Here is a 17,329-nt window from a genome sequence, read left to right as displayed (position 1 = left end):
TTACTTTTGTGGTTCGGCGACTTTGCCTTCAAGCCGAGAGGACCAGTCCTCAACCTTGCGATTTTCGAGGCGGCGCACTGCATAGCGCTTCCAGCTGTCGGCGAGATACGAAAGCTCCGCCATTACTGCCAGTTCGTCATAGTTCAGTGTATCGACATAGAGCAGATGCCAGACCCGGTGCAGTGTCCAGTCCGGTGAAGGGCGGTCGATAAGGATCATCGTATCGCCGGTTTCTACGTGGCCTTCTTCCAGAACACGATAATACCAGCCTGTCCGCCCCGTCTTCTGAACGCGCACGGCCATGTCGGCGTTTGCAAAGCGTTCGTTCAGTTTCCAGCAAGGCTGGCGGCCCTGTGAAACCTCGACAAGCGCGCTGCCGAGCCGGAACCTGTCGCCCACGGCAACATTGCGCTCGTTCAGGCCCGATGTGGAAATGTTTTCGCCGAAAGCACCACGCGCACTCAGACGCGGGTTTTGGCCGATCTCTTCGCGCCAGACCGCATAATGATCGTGCGGATAATGATGGAGTGCCTTTTCCGGGCCACCATGCACTTTCCGATCACCCTGCGCATCGCAGTCCAGCCCTTCGAAAGTCACGCGAGCCTTGCCGGAAACCGGCTGCTTGTCGATGCCGCTTGGAGCGCCGCGAGCCCCGAGAGGAGCGACTTTTCCAGCAAGGACAGAGTGGATGAGAGTTTCCGTCATCGTGACTTACTCGCTGATCAGCTTCACGCGGTCGCCGACCGAAACCGTCGCTCCCGCCGACATGGCATTGAGGAGGCGGAACAGTTCCAGCTTGCGGGTGGTGCCTTGCATGCGTGCCGACAGGCTGGCCAGCGTGTCGCCCGGCCTCACCGTCACAACGCGGATGCGCAGTGGCTTGATGGCGTTTTGTTCGGCTGGTGACAGCAGGCGGAAGGATTGCGTGACCGTCTGCGAGGCGGGCAGAAGGGCATTGCTGCCTTTCGGTGCCGCTGTCAGGAAGCGATAAACCTTGTTGTTTGCTCCAATGACCACAATGTCGAACTGCCACCGGTCGGCGCTGGCGCGCGCGGTAGCTGCGGGCAAACCGTTGATGGTGGTGGTCTGGATCGAACTGTCGTCGAGCCCCGTCACCCAACCGGACCGGATATAATCGGCAAGGTTTGATCCCGCCGGAAGAGAAGCGCCATCGAAACGAATGGCAACTTCGCCGGGGCCGCTTGCCATGACCGCATTGGCTGAATTGTCGATGCTGAAGCCATCCGGTGCGCGGAAAGTGACGCCGAGCTTAGGATGAATGAAGGTCTGCTCACGGACATAACCTTCATTGGGCGAGTCGCCATAAAGCAAGCCGTCAATGCCGTTGAGGAAGGAATCGCGATCCGTCGTGCCGACGCCCGGTGCGCCGATGCGGCGTGCATGACCGAGCGCAAGCTGGATGCGCTGTGGTGTTGCCGGATGGCTTGCAAGAAAGTCGAGGCTGGCATCGGTCGCGCCCGAAACCGAGCGAAAGCTCTGATAGGCTTCCATCGATTGCAGGAAACGCGCCGAAGCAAACGGGTCATAGCCGGCTTCGCCGATCATCTTGATGCCGATGGCATCCGCCTGAAGTTCCTGATTACGCGAGAACTGGGCAAGCCGCAGCTTGCCGCGCAGCGCTTCTTCGCGGCTGGCAGATTCATTATGCAGGACTTCGCTGGCAACGCGCCCGGCTATGGCCGTCTCTGCTTCCTTCTCCTGCCGCAGAATACCGTGATTGGCGATGACATGGCCCATTTCATGGGCAATCACGGCCGCGACTTCTGAAGAGTCGTTGGCGAGCGCGAGCAGGCCGCGCGTAACGTAGAGATAGCCGCCCGGCAATGCGAAGGCATTGATATTGGGACTGTCGAGGATGGTGATACGATAGGTCTGGTCCGGCTTGTCGGTAACGGTCGTCAGCTTGCCAACGATTTTCGCCACCATACGCTCAAGCTTCTGGTCTTTGTACTCACCGCCATAGGTCGCGAGGATGCGGGGATGCTGCTGGGCACCGAGCTGCGCCAGCCGGTCATTGCGTGTCACATTGTCGACAGTTACGGGATTGTCGGAAGGCTGTAGTCCCAGATCCTTGCTGGAATTGATCGACTGGCAACCTGAAATCAGGGCGATCGCAAGCAAGCCAAGACCGATGGCTGGCTTCCGCCAATTTTGCTGCGTCCATTCTGGCAGGGAGATGGGGAGACGCAGGAAGGCCCGGAAACGGGTCGATTGACGGAACAGTATTTTATCCTCGCTTCTGAATCAGATTGCTTGATCCGGGGCCAAATCTAGCCACAGACCAGAAAGCGTACAAGTCGTACATGGGCACTATAAGAAAGCTGTAGCCGGTTCTTCCGGCAGATTGCGAACAAAATATGTCCGCAACTGTAACTCTATTTGAGGCTCAGCTCTGAACGCCGCTTTTCGCCGATATAGTGCCGCAATGCTTCCGGTCCAGTCGGCGAAAGCAGTTCAGAGGCGGGGCCCATCGCGCAAATCGTGCCATTGTCGAGAAAAAGCAACACTGCGTCGAGATAGAGCGCATCTTCAGGCGTGTGCGTCACCATCAGCACCGTCATGCCGGTTTCAAGTTGAAGTTCCCGGACTAAATCCAGCATCTGGTGCCGCAATGCAGGGCCAAGCGAGGCAAAGGCTTCGTCGAGGAGTAAAACCGGACGCTGGCGTATGAGGGCGCGGGCAATTGCCACGCGCTGGCGTTCGCCGCCGGAAAGCACTTCCGGCTTGCGCTGTTCTTTGCCTGCGAGCCCGACGCGCGACAGGGCTTCTGCGATATCGGTGCGATCTTCTGCGGTCAGCTTCAGGTTCGGCGAGCGTCCGAGGCCGACATTCTGTTCGACGGTCAGGTGGGCAAACAGGTTGTTTTCCTGAAACACCATCGAAACAGGCCGGTCGGCTGGCGGAAGTTCGCTGACGTCTTTATCGCCGATGAAGATATGACCGGATTGCGGGAGTTCGAAACCGGCAATCAGGTTGAGAAGTGTCGACTTGCCCGAACCACTTGGCCCGACAACCGCAGCAATGACACCGCCCTTTATCGTCGCATCGAAATGCATGGCGGTTTCACCATAGCTGAAACGAACCTCATCGAGGCGAATTTCGGCGAGGACGTTTATTGGGGCGTTCATCCGGGCGTTCATGGAGAAGGCGTTTCCTTTCGGGATGCGCGATCCGCGATCATCATCAATACAAGGCAAAGCAGCCCGAGAATAAGCGCCAGACCCGCCGCGTCGAATGTGCGATAGCTGCCCATACGCTGCAAGAGGAGATAGGGCAGTGTCAAAAGCGCGTCACTGCCGAACAGAGCGATCGTGCCAAGATCGCCAAGAGAAAGCGCCATGGCAAAGGCAAAGGCCATGCCGAAAGGCTTGCGGATCGAAGGCCAGTCGATAACCCGAAGGCGGTTGAAGCCGCGAATGCCCAACTGCGCGCAAAGCCGGTTGTGGCGGCTGGCTGCTGTGTCCCATGCGGGCCGCAGAAGACGCACCGCAAAGGGCATGGCCATCGCCGCATTGACGGTGACGACCATGAACGGCGCCATCGCAAATGGATCGGTGAAATGACGAAGCAGGATGAACCAGCCAGCGCCGATCACGATTGGTGGCATGACAAGGATCAGGCTGGCGCCGGTATCGAAAATACTGGCGACCTTGCGTTTCTTCATCGCTTCACGTGCCGATACAAGCGCAAGTGACAGAATGACCGATAGCAACGCTGCGCAAAAGCCGAGCGCCAGACTGGTGCCGATCGCGCGCCAGACTGTCCTTTCCGTCAGTAGCCGCCCAAGATCGGCTGCGAGACCGGAGATGACAACGCCTGCAATTGGCAGTGCGACATAGAGGAAACCCATCCCGATGATGACGATGTTCAAAATGCGTTCAGCCGTGGACGCCCTGCTGTAGCGCCGCGGCGTCGCCGCATGGGTGAAGCCCTCTTCGGATGTGCTACCGGTCATCCGCAGGGCCAGAAGGACGAGCAATGTCAGTGCAAGCTGCGTGAAGGTGAGGGCGACAGCACGACCTGGATCAAAATCGAAATGCAGGCTTTGGTAGATTGCGACTTCCAGCGTGGTGGCACGCGGTCCGCCGCCGAGCGTCAGTACGGTTGTGAAACTCGTCACGCAGAGCATGAAAATGAGTCCGATCATGCCCGGCAGATTGCGCCGGATTACGGGCCATTCGATGAGCCGGAAGCGCGCTCCATTGCCCATGCCGAGCTGTGCGGCAAGCTTCCAGTAATCGGTCGGTATGGATTCGTATCCTGCAAGAATGAGACGCACTGCGAGCGGCATATTGAAGAAGATGTGGGCTATCAATATGCCCGTAATGCCGTAAATGTCCGGCTGGAACGGATGCCCCGCAGCTTCGGACAGGTGCGCAATGAACCCGTTGCGGCCATAGATGCTGGTGACACCGAGCACTGCGACGAGGGCTGGCAGCGCAAGCGGCAGGGCAAACAGACGCAGAATAAGCGCGCGGCCCGGAAAATTTACTTCGGCATAGAGTGCGCGGGCGACTGGAACGGCAAACAGCACGGAAAGCAGGCTTGAAGCGATTGCCTGCAGGATCGTGAAACGAGCAACCCGCCATAGATAGGCGTCAAAATTGGCAGCGGCATCGAAGCCGCCGCTGCCCGCTTCAAATGCCAGTGCGACAAGCGCGCCGCCGGCAAGCACGATCAGAAAGACAAGTGCCAGTGCACCCGCCGCGGGTTTCGCGGCGGATATGTTCTTCGAGCGGTGCTGTGCCGGAAATGTCGTCATTTACTGGTTGCGGCCAGCCATTCATCGACCCATGACTTCCGGTTCTTGGCGACTTCGTCGGAAGGGAAGAGAAGCGTCTTTTCCGGCTTCGGCAGTGCGTCGAAAGCGGCTGGAAGCGGGGTGGATGTCTTGCCGGCTGGATACATCCAGTTGGTTTCAGGAATGACATCCTGAAAACCGGGGCCGGTCATGAAAGCCAGAAACTTTTGCGCCAGAGGATTTTTTGCGCCGGTCGTGGTTTGAGCGGCCAGTTCGATCTGGAGATAATTGCCTTCTGGATAGGCCAGAGCCTTATAGCGCTCCGTCTTTTCCGCGATCATGTGATAGGCGGGAGATGTCGTATAGGACAGCACCATCGGGGCTTCACCCTTGGTGAAGAGACCATAGGCCTCCGACCAGCCAGGCGTGACGGTGAGGATGCGCTTCTCCAGTTTCTGCCAGGCTGCCTCCGCCTCATTGCCATAGACAGATTTCATCCAGAGCAGCATGCCGAGCCCCGGCGTTGAGGTGCGCGGGTCCTGCAACACGATCTTCTGCGAAGGATCGCCTTCGACCAGTTCCTTCAGGCTTTTCGGTGGATTTGGCAGCTTTTCAGAATCATAGACCACGGCGAAATAGCCGTAATCATAGGGAACGAATATATCGTCCTTAAAGCCGCCCGGAACGCTCACATTGCTCTGGTCGATGTCGCTTGGTGCAAAAAAGCCGGTAGCGCGCGCTTCGGTCGTCAGATTGGTATCGAGGCCGAGGACAATATCGGCTTTGGTATTGCTGCCTTCAAGCTTGAGACGGTTGAGCAGGGCAACGCCATCGGCGGAGGCGATCCAGTCAACTTCGCAGTCGCATTCCTTCTCGAAGTTTTCCTTGACCTTAGGCCCCGGACCCCATTCGGAAACGAAACTGTCGTAGGTATAGACGGTGAGCTTGTCTTTCGCCTGCACTGAAGGCGTGAAAGCCATGGCTGCGGAAAATGAAATAGCCAGCAAAGATAAAAGCCGCATCACGGCACTTCCTTTCTTTTACTACAAGAGGATTGAGCGCCGTTTATGGAGCGTCTAATCCCTCCGCCGGTGCAAACCGGATCAGGTTCAGCGGGTTGGCCGTTTTATTCAGCATTTCCGGACGCAAAACCGTTTCACACTTTTGCTGGAAATGCTCTTTGGGCCTCTCAGCCATCCGCGAAAGCAGACGGCACCCCGTTAGAGCGGTTGCGACAATAATCTTTCGCAACGGGAAGGGCAATAATCTTTCGGGGGATAGCTACGGCAGCGAATGCAGGCTTCCGGCGCGGATTTGCCCGTGTTATGAGCGGCTTATGAGCACATTCGTCATTCTCCTCGGCGGCGATCTGGTCGTGACTGATCGCCTGAAGCGCCAAATAGCAGGTGCGCGTATTCTCGCTGCCGATAGCGGGATCAGGCATGCTGCGGCGCTTGGTGTCGAACCGGAACTCTGGCTCGGCGATTTCGATTCGACCTCTGCAGAGCTTCGCGTGCAATATGGACATGTGCCGCAAAAGACGTTCCCTGCCGCCAAGGACATGACGGACGGAGAACTGGCCTTCGAGGAAGCCTATATGCGGGGTGCGGATCGGGTGATCCTCTGTGGAGCTTTCGGCGGGCAGCGTACTGATCACACGCTGCTGCACCTGACCATGGCGACAGCGCAGGCGGCAAAAGGGCGGAACGTGCTTCTGTCCAGTGGCTACGAGGAGGCGTGGCCTCTGCCGCCGGGAGATTATGTCTATGACTTTCCCGACGGAACGCCGTTCAGTGTGATTAATTTCAACACTGTCGAAGGCCTTTCGATCACAAATGCGGAGTGGCCGTTAGATAATGTGACACTGCCCTTCGGCTCTTCATGGACGGTTTCCAATGTTGTTCGTGGAACACTTCGTGTTACTGCGCATTCTGGATTGGCGATACTTATCGCCAACTTGGCGATGGAGGAAACACCGCGCTGAGGCCGCTAACCTTATCAATCGAAAGAGCTTGACGCTGGCAGGCGAAACGTATTGTAAATGGGCCAAGCGGGTGTCATCTGCTTTACGCCGAAATTGGGGACGCAAAGTCGGTGATTAGTTCAACTCTTGTAGGAGATGTTTCAATGAAATCACGTCTTACGATGATTGCTGTTGCTGGCGTGCTTGCGTTCTCGACGGCTGCATGCACGACGAATGAACAGCGCACGGCCGGTTATGGCGTTGGTGGCGCAGCACTCGGCGCTCTCGCCGGTGGCGCAATCGGCGGCAATGGCCGTGGTGCTCTTGCTGGCGCTGCTATCGGCGGCGTTGCCGGTACGCTCCTTGGTGCAGCCCAGACGCGCAACGGAACGCAGTACTGCCGTTACCGCGATCCGTATGGCCGCGTCTACGAAGCGCCTTGCCAGTAAGCATTGGGCCAGTAACATTGGGCCAGTAATGACTGGGCCAGCAATAGCTGGATAAATAAGTTTGCTGACAGGTCGGGGAAACCCGGCCTGTTTGTTTTTCACGGGTCTTTCGTGCCGTACCATTTGACAGAACGGCTTTTGTCGCGGACAAGCAGGGCGGAATTTTAAACCCTGTTTATCGAAAAGAACCATGGCACCACCACTCCTTCGCCTCGACCAGATCAAGCTCACCTTTGGAGGCACGCCGCTTCTGGAGGATGCCGCCCTCTCGGTGAGCGAAGGCGACCGCATCGCACTCGTCGGGCGCAACGGTTCGGGTAAATCCACCCTGCTCAAGATTGCAGCCGGTATGGTGGAAGCGACATCGGGCGAGGTTTTCAAACATCCGGGCGCAACTATCCGCTATCTGCCGCAGGTGCCGGATATGGATGGCTTTGCCAATGTCCGCGCCTATGTGGAAGCGGGGCTGGGACCTGCCGACGACCCGCATCGTGTGACCTATCTTCTCGAGCATCTAGGACTGACGGGAGAAGAAAAGCCGGATCATCTGTCCGGTGGCGAGGCGCGGCGTGCCGCTCTGGCGCGGGTGATTGCACCGCAGCCCGACGTTCTGCTGCTGGACGAGCCGACCAACCATCTGGATCTGACCACCATCGAATGGCTGGAAAGCGAACTGCGCCAGATTCGCTCCGCCATTGTTTTGATCTCGCATGACCGCCGCTTTCTGGAGAATGTCAGCCGAGCGACGGTCTGGCTGGATCGTGGCATCACGCGTCGTCTGGAGCAGGGCTTTGGCCATTTCGAGGAATGGCGCGACAAGGTGCTGGAAGAGGAAGAGCGTGACCATCACAAGCTCGGGCGCCAGATCGCGCGCGAGGAGCATTGGCTGCGCTACGGTGTTACCGCCCGGCGCAAGCGCAATATGCGCCGCCTCGGCGAACTGCATTCCATGCGTGCCGATTTTCGCAATCATCGCAAGGCACAAGGGACGGCGGTGCTGGCGGCAAGCGATGCCAAGGAGTCCGGCAAGCTGGTGATTGAAGCCAAGGGGCTGGATAAGGCCTATGGCGAGCGCGTGCTGGTCAAGGATTTTTCGATCCGTGTGCAGCGCGGTGACCGTATCGGTCTCGTTGGACCCAACGGTGCCGGAAAGACGACGCTTCTGTCGCTTTTGACAGGCAAGCTTGCGCCGGATTCCGGAACCTTGCGGCTTGGTGTTAATCTCGAAATGGCCGAACTCGACCAGAAGCGCGAAAGCCTCAATCTGGATGAGACACTGACGCATTATCTGACGGATGGGCGCGGCGAAAGCCTCGTGGTCAACGGCGAGCAGCGGCATGTTGTGTCCTATATGAAGGACTTTCTGTTCCAGCCTGAGCAGGCGCGCACGCCCATTCGCGAACTTTCCGGTGGCGAAAGGGCGCGTTTGATGCTGGCCCGCGTGCTGGCTCGCCCCGCCAACCTGCTGATCCTCGACGAGCCGACCAACGATCTCGACATGGAAACGCTGGATCTGTTGCAGGAGTTGGTCGCAGGTTTTCCGGGCACGGTTATTCTGGTCAGCCATGATCGCGATTTTCTCGACCGCACGGTGACCTCTGTGATCGCGCCGGAAGGTGACGGGCGATGGCTCGAATATGCGGGCGGTTATGCCGACATGATGGCGCAGCGCAAGGAGCAGGCTTTGAACCGGCGCTCGGTCAAGGTGTCAGGAAGCCGAAGTGACGAGAAGTCGGAAGAGGACACTTCGCAGCCGAAGCGTGAGGAAAAGCGCAAGCTTTCCTACAAGCAGAAATTTGCGCTCGAAACCCTGCCGGGCAAGATGGATGCTCTCTCGAAGGAAATCGCAGTGCTGGAAGGCAAGCTTGCCGATCCGCAGCTTTATGCCAAGGACCCGACGCTTTTTGCCAAGACTGCCGATCTTCTGGAGAAGAAACGCGCTGAAAATGCGGCCATGGAAGAAGAATGGCTGGAGCTGGAAATGTTGCGCGAGGAAATCGAAGGGTAAGGCACCCTTCGACATAATCTTCGAACTTAACTGCTCGCCTTGTTCAGCAAGGCGATTTCATCGTCGTTGAGTTTCAGTTCGGCTGCAGCGATCAGGTCGCCGAGCTGGGCCGAGCGTGTGGCGCTGGCGATAGGGGCTGTGATCGACGGCTGTGCGATGAGCCATGCAATTGCAACCTGCGCAGGCGTGACATCGAGATTGCGTGCAACGTCATCGAGTGCAGCAATGATCCGCGAGCCACGATCCGTCAGATATTTTTCGACCGATTTGCCGCGTGCGCTTTGTCCAAGATCGTCAGCGGAACGATACTTGCCGGTCAGGAACCCTGCTGCCAGCGAATAATAGGAAATAACGCCGAGCTCGTTTTCACGGCAGATTTTCTCCAGCCCATTTTCGAAATCAGCGCGATCATAAAGATTATAGAGCGGTTGCAGGCTTTCATAGCGCGGCAGATTATTGGTCCGGGCGACGTCAAGCGCCTCTGTCAGCCGTTCAGGTGTGAGATTGGACGCACCGATGGCGCGTACTTTCCCGGCGTCGATCAGCTCTTTATAGGTGCCGAGCACATCTTCGAACGGTGTTTCAGGATCATCCCAATGGGACTGATAGAGATCGATATAGTCGGTTTGCAGTCGCTTGAGAGAGGCGTCGACGGCTTTGCGGATATAAGCGGGCGAGAGGCCTTTTTCGTCAGGCCCCATTTCCGAGCCCACCTTGGTCGCGATAACCACCTTGTCGCGCAGGCCGCGGGATTTCAGCCAGTTGCCGATAATGGTTTCGGATTCGCCGCCCACATTTCCGGGCGCCCAGGCGGAATAGGCATCCGCCGTGTCGATGAAATTGAATCCGGCATCAACGAAACGGTCGAGAAGCGAGAATGATGTCGCTTCATCGACCGTCCATCCAAATACATTGCCGCCGAAGCAAAGCGGCGAAACATTGAGTTCGGTACGTCCGAGCTTCCTGAACTCCATAGACCCTATCCCCTTCCTCTGAATACGAATCGCGGGCGATCCGTCGGGTTTCGATTTCAGGAAGAAGGAAGGCTTCGGGAAGAGCCGAAATCAGCCCATGCCAAGTGCATCCATATAAAGCTGCAGCATGGCTTCTTCTTCCTGACGTTCATGGTCTTCTTTTTTACGCAGACGAATAATGGTCCTCACGACCTTGCTGTCAAACCCTGAACCCTTCAATTCCGCGTAAACTTCCTTGATATCGTCGGCGATGGTCTTTTTTTCTTCTTCCAGGCGCTCGATGCGCTCGATGAAAGCGCGCAACTGGCCGACAGCAATGGTTTGGGCTTCGCTGGTAATGTCGTCGCTCACGAGGAGTTCTCCAATTCAAAGTCTGTGATGATGCGGACACGCATTGCGCGAAAACCGCTTATCGAAAGTCTGGACCGTTTTTCCCGCGAGTCGCAGGCAAAATTAAGAGCTTTTTTCGATGCACGACCCGATTTGGCGGGTCAAGCCCTGTGGATAGCGGGTAAAGCCTCTCCTGACAGGCCTGTTACTCACGGCGATCAGCACGCGAGCCGAAATGCTGGACCGCATGAATGCCGGGCAAGGTGTTGATGTGCGCGATCATCGGCGCCAGCCTGTCGGCCCATTCATCTGCACCCTTGTCATCGGCAATCAGGTCCTGTCGCACCTCGATCAGGACATGGGCGAAGCCCTTAGTCGTCGCATGGCGGTACATGGCGTCGTTCTTGAGGGCGCCGTCATAAGGTTCATTATCGCCAACCGTCAGATCAGCGTTTTCGCGCAGCAACGACAAAAGCGGCTTTACGGCGCGGTCGTCCTTGTCCCAGAGAAGGCCGATCTGCCAGGGGCGGACCTTTTCCTTCCAGCGCGGCGTGAAGGAATGGATCGAAACAATGAAAGGCGCTGCCTTGCTTTCAGCCGCTGTGCGCTCGCTCGCACGTGCGACTGTGTCGTGATAGGGGCGATAGAAGCGTTCGAGCCGTTCTTCGCGTTCGCCTGCCGACATAGGGTAGTTGCCGGAAATAACCGCACCATCGGACAATTGCATGATAAGCGTCGGGTCGTCTTCGCCGCGATTGGGATCGATCAGCAGTCGTGAAAACCCGCCGAGGACCGCAGGCGCGTTCAGACGGCTTGCAAGTTTGAGGGTCAGATTCTCGACGCCGATATCATAGGCGATGTGCCGGTCGAATTCACTTGTCTGCAAACCAAGTGTGCCATATTCGGCTGGAACATCGCGCCGTGCGTGGTCGGCGGTCAGGAGCAGGCCGAGACTGAAATCGCCGTCGACACTATGCGCTGGCGAGAACGGCGACGAAGCGGTTGATCCGGATTGAAGCGGCATAGAGCGAAATCCGAGGCTAAATAAGGGGATTATTTCTGTGTTGTGCGGGAAGCTGTTTCAGGTCTGTCATGAGAAAGCCCGGATTGCAACGATCATTCTTTAATGAAGACGACCTGTTCTCAATGGGATTGCGTTGACATCAAAGGCGAAACTGCCGAAAAGAGAGCGACCCGAAATGGGATTTGCCCGAGATGGGATTTCCCTGTGCAATATAAATTGTTCGATAAAACCGATAGCGGGCTGAAGGGGTTCTGCGTATGCGACTTCCACTATCTCTAGTTTTGTTTGCCGGTGTGCTGATGACTGCGCTGGGCATGACATCCATAGAGGCTCGTGCGGATTTCCGCGTATGCAATGCAACCCAGAACCTTGTGGGCGTGTCCATCGGCTACAGAGCCAAGACCGGCTGGGTGACCGAAGGCTGGTGGCACATCGACGGATCAAGCTGCAAGACCCTTATCGAGGGGCCGCTGACCTCACGCTATTATTACCTCTATGCGGAAGATGCTCAGGGCGGCGGACGCTGGGAGGGCAAGGTCAATATGTGCGTGGCAGAGAAAGAATTCCGTATTACTGGCGTCCAGGATTGCTTTGCGCGGGGTTTCCAGCGCAACGGCTTCCAGGAATACGACACCGGGGAACAATCGAGCTGGATGGTTCAGCTCACCGATGAAACGCCGACAGAAAACCCCACTGTTACAGGAACGAATAGTCAATGAAGCGCAACCGCAAGGTCAAGATTCTCGCCACGCTAGGTCCGGCGTCGGGTGAGGAAGCCGTCATCCGTAAGCTGTTTGAGGCAGGCGCGGATGTGTTCCGCATCAATATGAGTCATGCCGACCATGATCTGATGCGCACCCTCGTCAAGCGCATCCGCAATGTGGAAAAGGAACTGGGCCGTCCGATCGGCATTCTGGCCGATCTTCAGGGCCCGAAGCTGCGTGTTGGCAAGTTCAAGGACGGTAAGGCCGATCTCGTTCCCGGCCAGACCTTCACCCTCGACAACAACGAAGCGCCCGGCGATGAACATCGCGTCTATCTTCCGCATCCGGAAATTCTTGAAGCTGTCGAGCCGGGTCATCGTCTGCTGATCGACGATGGCAAGCTGCATCTGGTCGCCGAGGCGAGCGACGGCAAGTCGATCCGCTGCAAGGTGGTTTCCGGAACGCGCATTTCGGACCGCAAGGGCGTCAGCCTGCCTGATACGACGCTTGGCGTCGGCGCGCTGACGGAGAAGGACCGCAGGGATCTCGACGCCGTCCTGAAGGAAGAAATCGACTGGGTTGCGCTTTCCTTCATCCAGCGTCCGGAAGATCTGGCCGAAGTGCGCAAGGTTTCGCGCGGCAAGGTCGGCCTGATGTCGAAGATCGAGAAGCCGCAGGCTGTGACGCGTCTCGATGAAATCATCGAGCTTTCCGACGCATTGATGGTCGCGCGCGGCGATCTTGGCGTTGAAGTGCCGCTCGAAAGCGTTCCGGGCATTCAGAAGCAGATTACCCGCAAGGCGCGCCGCGCTGGCAAGCCGGTTGTTGTCGCGACGCAGATGCTGGAATCAATGATTACGGCGCCAGTCCCAACCCGCGCAGAAGTGTCCGACGTTGCAACGGCTGTGTTCGAAGGCGCTGATGCGATCATGCTTTCGGCAGAATCGGCCTCGGGTCAGTATCCGGTCGAAGCCGTTGCCACCATGAACCGCATTGCCGAGCAGGTTGAAAGGGAACCGACTTATTCGACCATCATCGATGCGCAGCGTGCCGCGCCAGAACCAACAGGTGCCGACGCGATTTCGCTTGCTGCTCGTCAGATCGCAGAGACGCTGAAGCTTTCGGCCATCGTCACCTACACTGCTTCCGGTACGACCGGTCTGCGCGCCGCCCGCGAGCGTCCGCGCACGCCGATCATCGCTCTGTCGCCGGTCGTCGATACCGCACGCAAGCTGTCGCTCGTCTGGGGCTTACATTGCGTGGTGACTGCCGATGCGCACGATCTTGAAGACATGGTCAATCATGCCTGTGAAATCGTTTTCCACGAGGAGTTCGGCAAGGCCGGCGACCGCGTCATCATTACCGCCGGTGTCCCATTCGGTACGCCTGGCGCGACCAACATGTTGCGCATCGCCTATATTGGACCCGACGGGAAGTCAGGCATCTAAACTGGAGATATTCCAGCCGTGACGGCCTGCAGATGGCGTTGTTTTGCGCTTCCGGTGCTCATGTGCATTCTTTGACGCAAAGTCTAATCCGAAAAGCCTGCAACTTTTCGGGACTATGCGTGGAAGTACATTCCGCGCCGGTTCCCAAACTCCACCAGTTTGGTCGCTAAAGCGCCCATCTTCGATTCCGGCTCGCCACAGCCGGAATCTCATCCCGTTATGGCAGACAGCATCTAAAGAAACGCGCTCCTTTGGAGCGCGTTTTTCGTTTTGGATAATGATGAACTGCGAGGGAGCAGCAAATGTGAAGCGGCTTCAGCGACTCCGCGTTTGCTGGAATAGGCTTCTAGAGCATTTCCCGCAAAAGTGTGAAACGGTTTTGCGTGGGATAACGCGATAAAACAAATAGTTAGAGCGGTTTCGACGATTCTGTAAAAATAGGAACCGCTCTAAGTCCGCGTATCCGTCAGTTCGTCGGCCAGATCGTTGAAGTTCTTCTGCGCGTCGCGCATCATCGGATAGACGATGAGAGCCTGCTCATAGGCTTTCAGCGCCTGTTCCTTGAGGCCGCGCAGGCGCAAGATGGCCGCCATGCCGGTAAGGGCGCCATAATGGCGCGGTTCCAGCTCCAGCGTACGATTGATGTCGTACATGGCATGGGCATAGTCTTTTTGCAGGAAATAGACCGTAGCGCGGCGGTTCCAGGCCTCGGCATATTCCGGGTCGAGCGCGATCGCCTCATTCAGGAAGTCGATTGCCGAAGGATAGCGCCGCTCCAGCATCGCTGTGTTGGCCCATTGCATCAGGAGATCGACTGTTGCGCTGCCGGACTGTGACCACAGCGTATTGATCTGTGAAGCAATGCGCCGCGCCTTGGCTTCGTCCGTCGTGCGGCGAAGATCGGCAAAGAGTTTGTCAAGACGCTCTTCAGGCGTCTGGACTGCATCGGATGCAGGCTTTTCCGGGGTAGTTTTCTGTTCTGTGTCGGGGCCGGTCTGAACGGGTGTCAGAGGGGCGGTAAGCGGCATTTTGCCGGGTGCCACTTCGGCATAGGCAAGCGGCACCGTCGTGCCAAGCAACGCGAGTACAGAAAAAGAAATCAGACATGCAAAAACGTTCCGCATGCGCATAGATTTTACCATGCGCAGCGAAACGTCAAATGCAAAATCAGAAATAAGATTAGCCCTGACGAGCCTTGTAGCGCGGGGCAGTCTTATTGATGATGTAAACGCGGCCCTTGCGGCGGACCAGCTGGCAGTCGCGATGACGGCCCTTGAGCGCTTTAAGCGAGTTCTTGATCTTCATGTCAATCACCGGTCTTGTTGGCCCGTTGACGTGCAGATGCCGCGGGGCTTCATAAAAACAGGCGCTCGAGGCGCCAATTGATTACAGGCACTGTTAGATGCCCGAAGGGTTGGCCGAAATACACAAGGTTTCAGGCAAATGTCAACTCCTGAGCCGCAGATTCAGGGCACTGGAGCTGAAATTCTTGGCAGGTGGCAAAGATTCATCGGGAATCGACGGGATTCCCGATGAACATTATTTCCCGCGGGGGTGAATGCGCGTCACATGGCCCATTTTGCGGCCCGGACGTGCTTCCTTTTTACCGTAAAGATGCAGCACGGCATCCTTTTCGGAGAGAATCGCTGGCACCTTCTCGACATCGTCACCGATCAGGTTTTCCATCACGCAATCGGAATGCCGATCCGTGTTGCCCAGAGGCAATCCGGCTACGGCGCGGATATGCTGTTCAAACTGCGACACAGCGCAAGCTGCTTCGGTCCAGTGGCCCGAATTATGGACGCGCGGGGCGAATTCGTTTGCCAGAAGCGTGCCGTCCTTCAGGACGAAGAACTCAAGTCCGAGCACGCCGATATAATCAAGCGCATTCAGAAGCTTTGTGGCGGCTTTACGGGCGGCTTCCGCCGTGCTTTCGGAGATGGAAGCCGGTACGGTCGAAGTCGCGAGGATACCGTCCTTGTGAACGTTTTCGGCAATATCGAAGATGGCGGTATTGCCGGAGCGGTCGCGTGCTGCGATCACTGAGACTTCACGCTCGAAATCAACGAAGCCTTCGAGGATTGCCGGGGCACGATTGATCGCGAGAATTGCCTTATGCGCCTCAGCCTCATCAAGTGACGTCAGGCGGACCTGTCCCTTGCCATCATAACCAAGACGCCGCGTCTTGAGGATGCCACGCTCGCCAAGGGCACCCAGAGCTGCAATCAGAGTTTCTTCATCGTCCACAAGACGCCAGGGTGCTGTCTCGATATCGCTGGAGTTGAGAAACTGCTTTTCGGTAAAGCGATCCTGTGAGACTTCGAGCGCTGCCGGGGGAGGAAAGACCAGAGCGGTTTCGGCCAGCTTGTCGGCGGCGCTGACCGGCACGTTCTCGAATTCGTAGGTAATGACATCGGACGCTGCTGCAAGTTCGGCAAGCGCTTTCGGGTCGTCATAAGCAGCGACGATCTGGCGATTGGCAACCTGTGCCGCCGGGCAATCGGCCTGTGGTTCCAGGATTACGGTTTCAAAGCCGAGACGTGCTGCGGCCATGGCAAGCATTCTGCCGAGCTGGCCGCCGCCGATGATGCCTATGGTTGCACCGGGCCTGAGCGCAGAATTGCGTGAGGAGTTGTTCATATCAGGCCTCGTTCGAAGGGCGCTCAGCCACACTTTCCGTTTGCGCCGTGCGCCACTCATCAAGGCGGGCTGCAAGAGCTTCATCGTAAAGCGCCAGGACGGCTGCGGCGAGAAGGGCGGCGTTGACCGCGCCGGCCCGACCGATGGCGAGCGTACCGACGGGAATGCCGGCTGGCATCTGCACGATGGAGAGGAGCGAATCCTGACCCGAGAGCGCCTTGGACTGAACCGGAACGCCGAAGACAGGTAGGGGTGTCATCGCTGCGGCCATGCCCGGCAGGTGAGCTGCGCCGCCCGCACCCGCAATCACGACCTTGAACCCTTCCGCCTTGGCGCCTTTGGCAAAGGCAACGAGCCGATCAGGCGTGCGATGCGCGGAAACGATCCGGGCATCGAAGGAAATGCCGAGTGCTTCCAGTGTGTCCGCTGCATGGCGCATGGTTTCCCAGTCGGACTGGCTTCCCATGATGATGGCGACATCGGCAGTAACGCTCATTGATCTTCCTGCTCCGCTTCTTTCGTGCATGTTTAGGGTGATATTAAAATGATAAAGCCGGGCGAACCCCGGCTCTGTCATGGATCATTCTGGACATTTAGGCGATGATGTCGGGGATTACCTGATCTTCCATCTCCTGCAGCTTGTCCTTGATTGCGAGTTTTTTCTTCTTCATGCGCTGGACGCGCAATTGGTCGCAGCCAACAGCTATCATGGCGTTGATGGCAGCATCGAAGTCCGCGTGTTCCTGTTTCAGTCGTGCGACGGCCAATCTGATTTCGGCCTGTTCCTGATCGGACATGCGGTGCCCCGTTCTGTTGAATAATTTTACGGGCCGCGCCAAACCATAAAAAGGTGCGGCGTCAGCCCGTTTCCGGCGAAGCCTTTATCACATTTTTCGCGTCAGGAAAATGCTACCACGACAAAATCGACTTTGCACCAAACTCATGCCAAACTGTCATGGTTCTGTCATGGACGGCGGCTGTCGAAGGCGACAAATATACCGTATCCTTGGCAGCCGGGACTGCGTGT

At 57.3% G+C, this 17,329-nt stretch carries 18 protein-coding genes and 1 riboswitch; of the genes, 5 read left to right on the top strand and 13 right to left on the bottom strand.

Annotated features, from left to right (window positions below; genetic code table 11):
* From F9K91_RS08745 to thiB, 5 genes are all read right to left on the bottom strand, one after another.
* Positions 1 to 705, bottom strand: coding sequence for an MOSC domain-containing protein (locus tag F9K91_RS08745; protein WP_151677641.1), 705 nt, complete (start codon positions 703 to 705; stop codon positions 1 to 3).
* A gap of 6 nt (positions 706 to 711) precedes the next feature.
* A complete protein-coding gene (cdlP, locus tag F9K91_RS08740) occupies positions 712 to 2,193 on the bottom strand; it encodes a cell division protease CdlP (protein WP_151555880.1) in 1,482 nt (493 codons plus the stop codon).
* 203 nt (positions 2,194 to 2,396) lie between these two features.
* Positions 2,397 to 3,149 carry a thiamine ABC transporter ATP-binding protein gene (gene thiQ / locus F9K91_RS08735; protein ID WP_282188466.1) on the bottom strand — a complete coding sequence of 251 codons (753 nt, stop codon included), beginning with the start codon at positions 3,147 to 3,149 and terminating at the stop codon, positions 2,397 to 2,399.
* A gap of 8 nt (positions 3,150 to 3,157) precedes the next feature.
* Positions 3,158 to 4,783 carry a thiamine/thiamine pyrophosphate ABC transporter permease ThiP gene (gene thiP / locus F9K91_RS08730; protein ID WP_151677640.1) on the bottom strand — a complete coding sequence of 542 codons (1,626 nt, stop codon included), beginning with the start codon at positions 4,781 to 4,783 and terminating at the stop codon, positions 3,158 to 3,160.
* Positions 4,780 to 5,784 carry a thiamine ABC transporter substrate binding subunit gene (gene thiB, locus F9K91_RS08725; RefSeq protein WP_151555878.1) on the bottom strand — a complete coding sequence of 335 codons (1,005 nt, stop codon included), beginning with the start codon at positions 5,782 to 5,784 and terminating at the stop codon, positions 4,780 to 4,782. Before thiB ends, thiP begins: the two co-directional genes overlap by 4 nt.
* A 41-nt stretch (positions 5,785 to 5,825) precedes the next feature.
* Positions 5,826 to 5,992: riboswitch (TPP riboswitch) on the bottom strand.
* A gap of 106 nt (positions 5,993 to 6,098) precedes the next feature.
* Between thiB and F9K91_RS08720 the strand changes: the two genes are divergently transcribed.
* The 3 genes from F9K91_RS08720 (at position 6,099) to F9K91_RS08710 (ending at position 9,182) form a co-directional block, all read left to right on the top strand.
* Positions 6,099 to 6,746, top strand: coding sequence for a thiamine diphosphokinase (locus F9K91_RS08720; protein WP_151555877.1), 648 nt, complete (start codon positions 6,099 to 6,101; stop codon positions 6,744 to 6,746).
* 143 nt (positions 6,747 to 6,889) lie between these two features.
* Entirely contained in the window at positions 6,890 to 7,174 is a 285-nt protein-coding gene (locus F9K91_RS08715) for a hypothetical protein (protein ID WP_010661429.1), read from the top strand.
* A gap of 190 nt (positions 7,175 to 7,364) precedes the next feature.
* Complete coding sequence (locus F9K91_RS08710; protein WP_151555876.1) at positions 7,365 to 9,182, top strand: ABC-F family ATP-binding cassette domain-containing protein; 1,818 nt, start codon at positions 7,365 to 7,367, stop codon at positions 9,180 to 9,182.
* 26 nt (positions 9,183 to 9,208) lie between these two features.
* Here the strand turns inward: F9K91_RS08710 and F9K91_RS08705 are convergent, their stop codons facing one another.
* From F9K91_RS08705 to F9K91_RS08690, 3 genes are all read right to left on the bottom strand, one after another.
* Entirely contained in the window at positions 9,209 to 10,156 is a 948-nt protein-coding gene (locus F9K91_RS08705) for an aldo/keto reductase (RefSeq protein WP_151555875.1), read from the bottom strand.
* 90 nt (positions 10,157 to 10,246) lie between these two features.
* Positions 10,247 to 10,507: a DUF2312 domain-containing protein gene (locus F9K91_RS08700; RefSeq protein ID WP_061348000.1), complete on the bottom strand. Its 261-nt coding sequence runs from the start codon at positions 10,505 to 10,507 to the stop codon at positions 10,247 to 10,249.
* A 184-nt stretch (positions 10,508 to 10,691) separates the two neighbouring features.
* Positions 10,692 to 11,510, bottom strand: a complete 819-nt coding sequence (locus F9K91_RS08690; protein ID WP_151555874.1) for an N-formylglutamate amidohydrolase — start codon at positions 11,508 to 11,510, stop codon at positions 10,692 to 10,694.
* Positions 11,511 to 11,767: 257 nt separating this feature from the next.
* Between F9K91_RS08690 and F9K91_RS08685 the strand changes: the two genes are divergently transcribed.
* Together F9K91_RS08685 and pyk are read left to right on the top strand one after the other, a co-directional pair.
* A complete protein-coding gene (locus F9K91_RS08685) occupies positions 11,768 to 12,229 on the top strand; it encodes a DUF1036 domain-containing protein (RefSeq protein WP_061348002.1) in 462 nt (153 codons plus the stop codon).
* Positions 12,226 to 13,662 carry a pyruvate kinase gene (gene pyk, locus F9K91_RS08680; RefSeq protein ID WP_151555873.1) on the top strand — a complete coding sequence of 479 codons (1,437 nt, stop codon included), beginning with the start codon at positions 12,226 to 12,228 and terminating at the stop codon, positions 13,660 to 13,662. Before F9K91_RS08685 ends, pyk begins: the two co-directional genes overlap by 4 nt.
* A 449-nt stretch (positions 13,663 to 14,111) precedes the next feature.
* Here the strand turns inward: pyk and F9K91_RS08675 are convergent, their stop codons facing one another.
* The 5 genes from F9K91_RS08675 to F9K91_RS08655 form a co-directional block, all read right to left on the bottom strand.
* The gene (locus F9K91_RS08675) at positions 14,112 to 14,804 is read right to left on the bottom strand and encodes a tetratricopeptide repeat protein (RefSeq protein WP_151677639.1); all 693 of its coding nucleotides are present in this window, start codon (positions 14,802 to 14,804) and stop codon (positions 14,112 to 14,114) included.
* 37 nt (positions 14,805 to 14,841) lie between these two features.
* Positions 14,842 to 14,967 (bottom strand): type B 50S ribosomal protein L36, encoded by a 126-nt coding sequence (gene ykgO / locus F9K91_RS08670; protein WP_010661422.1) that lies wholly within the window; start codon positions 14,965 to 14,967, stop codon positions 14,842 to 14,844.
* A 234-nt stretch (positions 14,968 to 15,201) separates the two neighbouring features.
* Positions 15,202 to 16,302 carry a 5-(carboxyamino)imidazole ribonucleotide synthase gene (locus F9K91_RS08665; protein WP_151677638.1) on the bottom strand — a complete coding sequence of 367 codons (1,101 nt, stop codon included), beginning with the start codon at positions 16,300 to 16,302 and terminating at the stop codon, positions 15,202 to 15,204.
* Position 16,303: 1 nt separating this feature from the next.
* Positions 16,304 to 16,798 (bottom strand): 5-(carboxyamino)imidazole ribonucleotide mutase, encoded by a 495-nt coding sequence (purE, locus tag F9K91_RS08660; protein WP_010661420.1) that lies wholly within the window; start codon positions 16,796 to 16,798, stop codon positions 16,304 to 16,306.
* A gap of 97 nt (positions 16,799 to 16,895) precedes the next feature.
* Positions 16,896 to 17,099 (bottom strand): YdcH family protein, encoded by a 204-nt coding sequence (locus F9K91_RS08655; protein ID WP_078339590.1) that lies wholly within the window; start codon positions 17,097 to 17,099, stop codon positions 16,896 to 16,898.
* Positions 17,100 to 17,329: the final 230 nt, after the last annotated feature.

Source organism: Brucella tritici (genome assembly GCF_008932295.1).
GTDB lineage: Bacteria > Pseudomonadota > Alphaproteobacteria > Rhizobiales > Rhizobiaceae > Brucella > Brucella tritici.
Note: the sequence above shows the minus strand (reverse complement) of the source record. Positions and strands in the feature narration are given on the sequence as shown.

What these genes read in the sequence shown, in the direction of transcription:
- F9K91_RS08745 (WP_151677641.1), bottom strand. Translation starts at nt 705, where the DNA reads ATGACGGAAACTCTCATCCACTCTGTCCTTGCTGGAAAAGTCGCTCCT.
- thiQ (WP_282188466.1), bottom strand. Translation starts at nt 3,149, where the DNA reads ATGAACGCCCCAATAAACGTCCTCGCCGAAATTCGCCTCGATGAGGTT.
- thiP (WP_151677640.1), bottom strand. Translation starts at nt 4,783, where the DNA reads ATGACGACATTTCCGGCACAGCACCGCTCGAAGAACATATCCGCCGCG.
- thiB (WP_151555878.1), bottom strand. Translation starts at nt 5,784, where the DNA reads ATGCGGCTTTTATCTTTGCTGGCTATTTCATTTTCCGCAGCCATGGCT.
- F9K91_RS08720 (WP_151555877.1), top strand. Translation starts at nt 6,099, where the DNA reads ATGAGCACATTCGTCATTCTCCTCGGCGGCGATCTGGTCGTGACTGAT.
- F9K91_RS08715 (WP_010661429.1), top strand. Translation starts at nt 6,890, where the DNA reads ATGAAATCACGTCTTACGATGATTGCTGTTGCTGGCGTGCTTGCGTTC.
- F9K91_RS08710 (WP_151555876.1), top strand. Translation starts at nt 7,365, where the DNA reads ATGGCACCACCACTCCTTCGCCTCGACCAGATCAAGCTCACCTTTGGA.
- F9K91_RS08705 (WP_151555875.1), bottom strand. Translation starts at nt 10,156, where the DNA reads ATGGAGTTCAGGAAGCTCGGACGTACCGAACTCAATGTTTCGCCGCTT.
- F9K91_RS08690 (WP_151555874.1), bottom strand. Translation starts at nt 11,510, where the DNA reads ATGCCGCTTCAATCCGGATCAACCGCTTCGTCGCCGTTCTCGCCAGCG.
- F9K91_RS08685 (WP_061348002.1), top strand. Translation starts at nt 11,768, where the DNA reads ATGCGACTTCCACTATCTCTAGTTTTGTTTGCCGGTGTGCTGATGACT.
- pyk (WP_151555873.1), top strand. Translation starts at nt 12,226, where the DNA reads ATGAAGCGCAACCGCAAGGTCAAGATTCTCGCCACGCTAGGTCCGGCG.
- F9K91_RS08675 (WP_151677639.1), bottom strand. Translation starts at nt 14,804, where the DNA reads ATGGTAAAATCTATGCGCATGCGGAACGTTTTTGCATGTCTGATTTCT.
- ykgO (WP_010661422.1), bottom strand. Translation starts at nt 14,967, where the DNA reads ATGAAGATCAAGAACTCGCTTAAAGCGCTCAAGGGCCGTCATCGCGAC.
- F9K91_RS08665 (WP_151677638.1), bottom strand. Translation starts at nt 16,302, where the DNA reads ATGAACAACTCCTCACGCAATTCTGCGCTCAGGCCCGGTGCAACCATA.
- purE (WP_010661420.1), bottom strand. Translation starts at nt 16,798, where the DNA reads ATGAGCGTTACTGCCGATGTCGCCATCATCATGGGAAGCCAGTCCGAC.
- F9K91_RS08655 (WP_078339590.1), bottom strand. Translation starts at nt 17,099, where the DNA reads ATGTCCGATCAGGAACAGGCCGAAATCAGATTGGCCGTCGCACGACTG.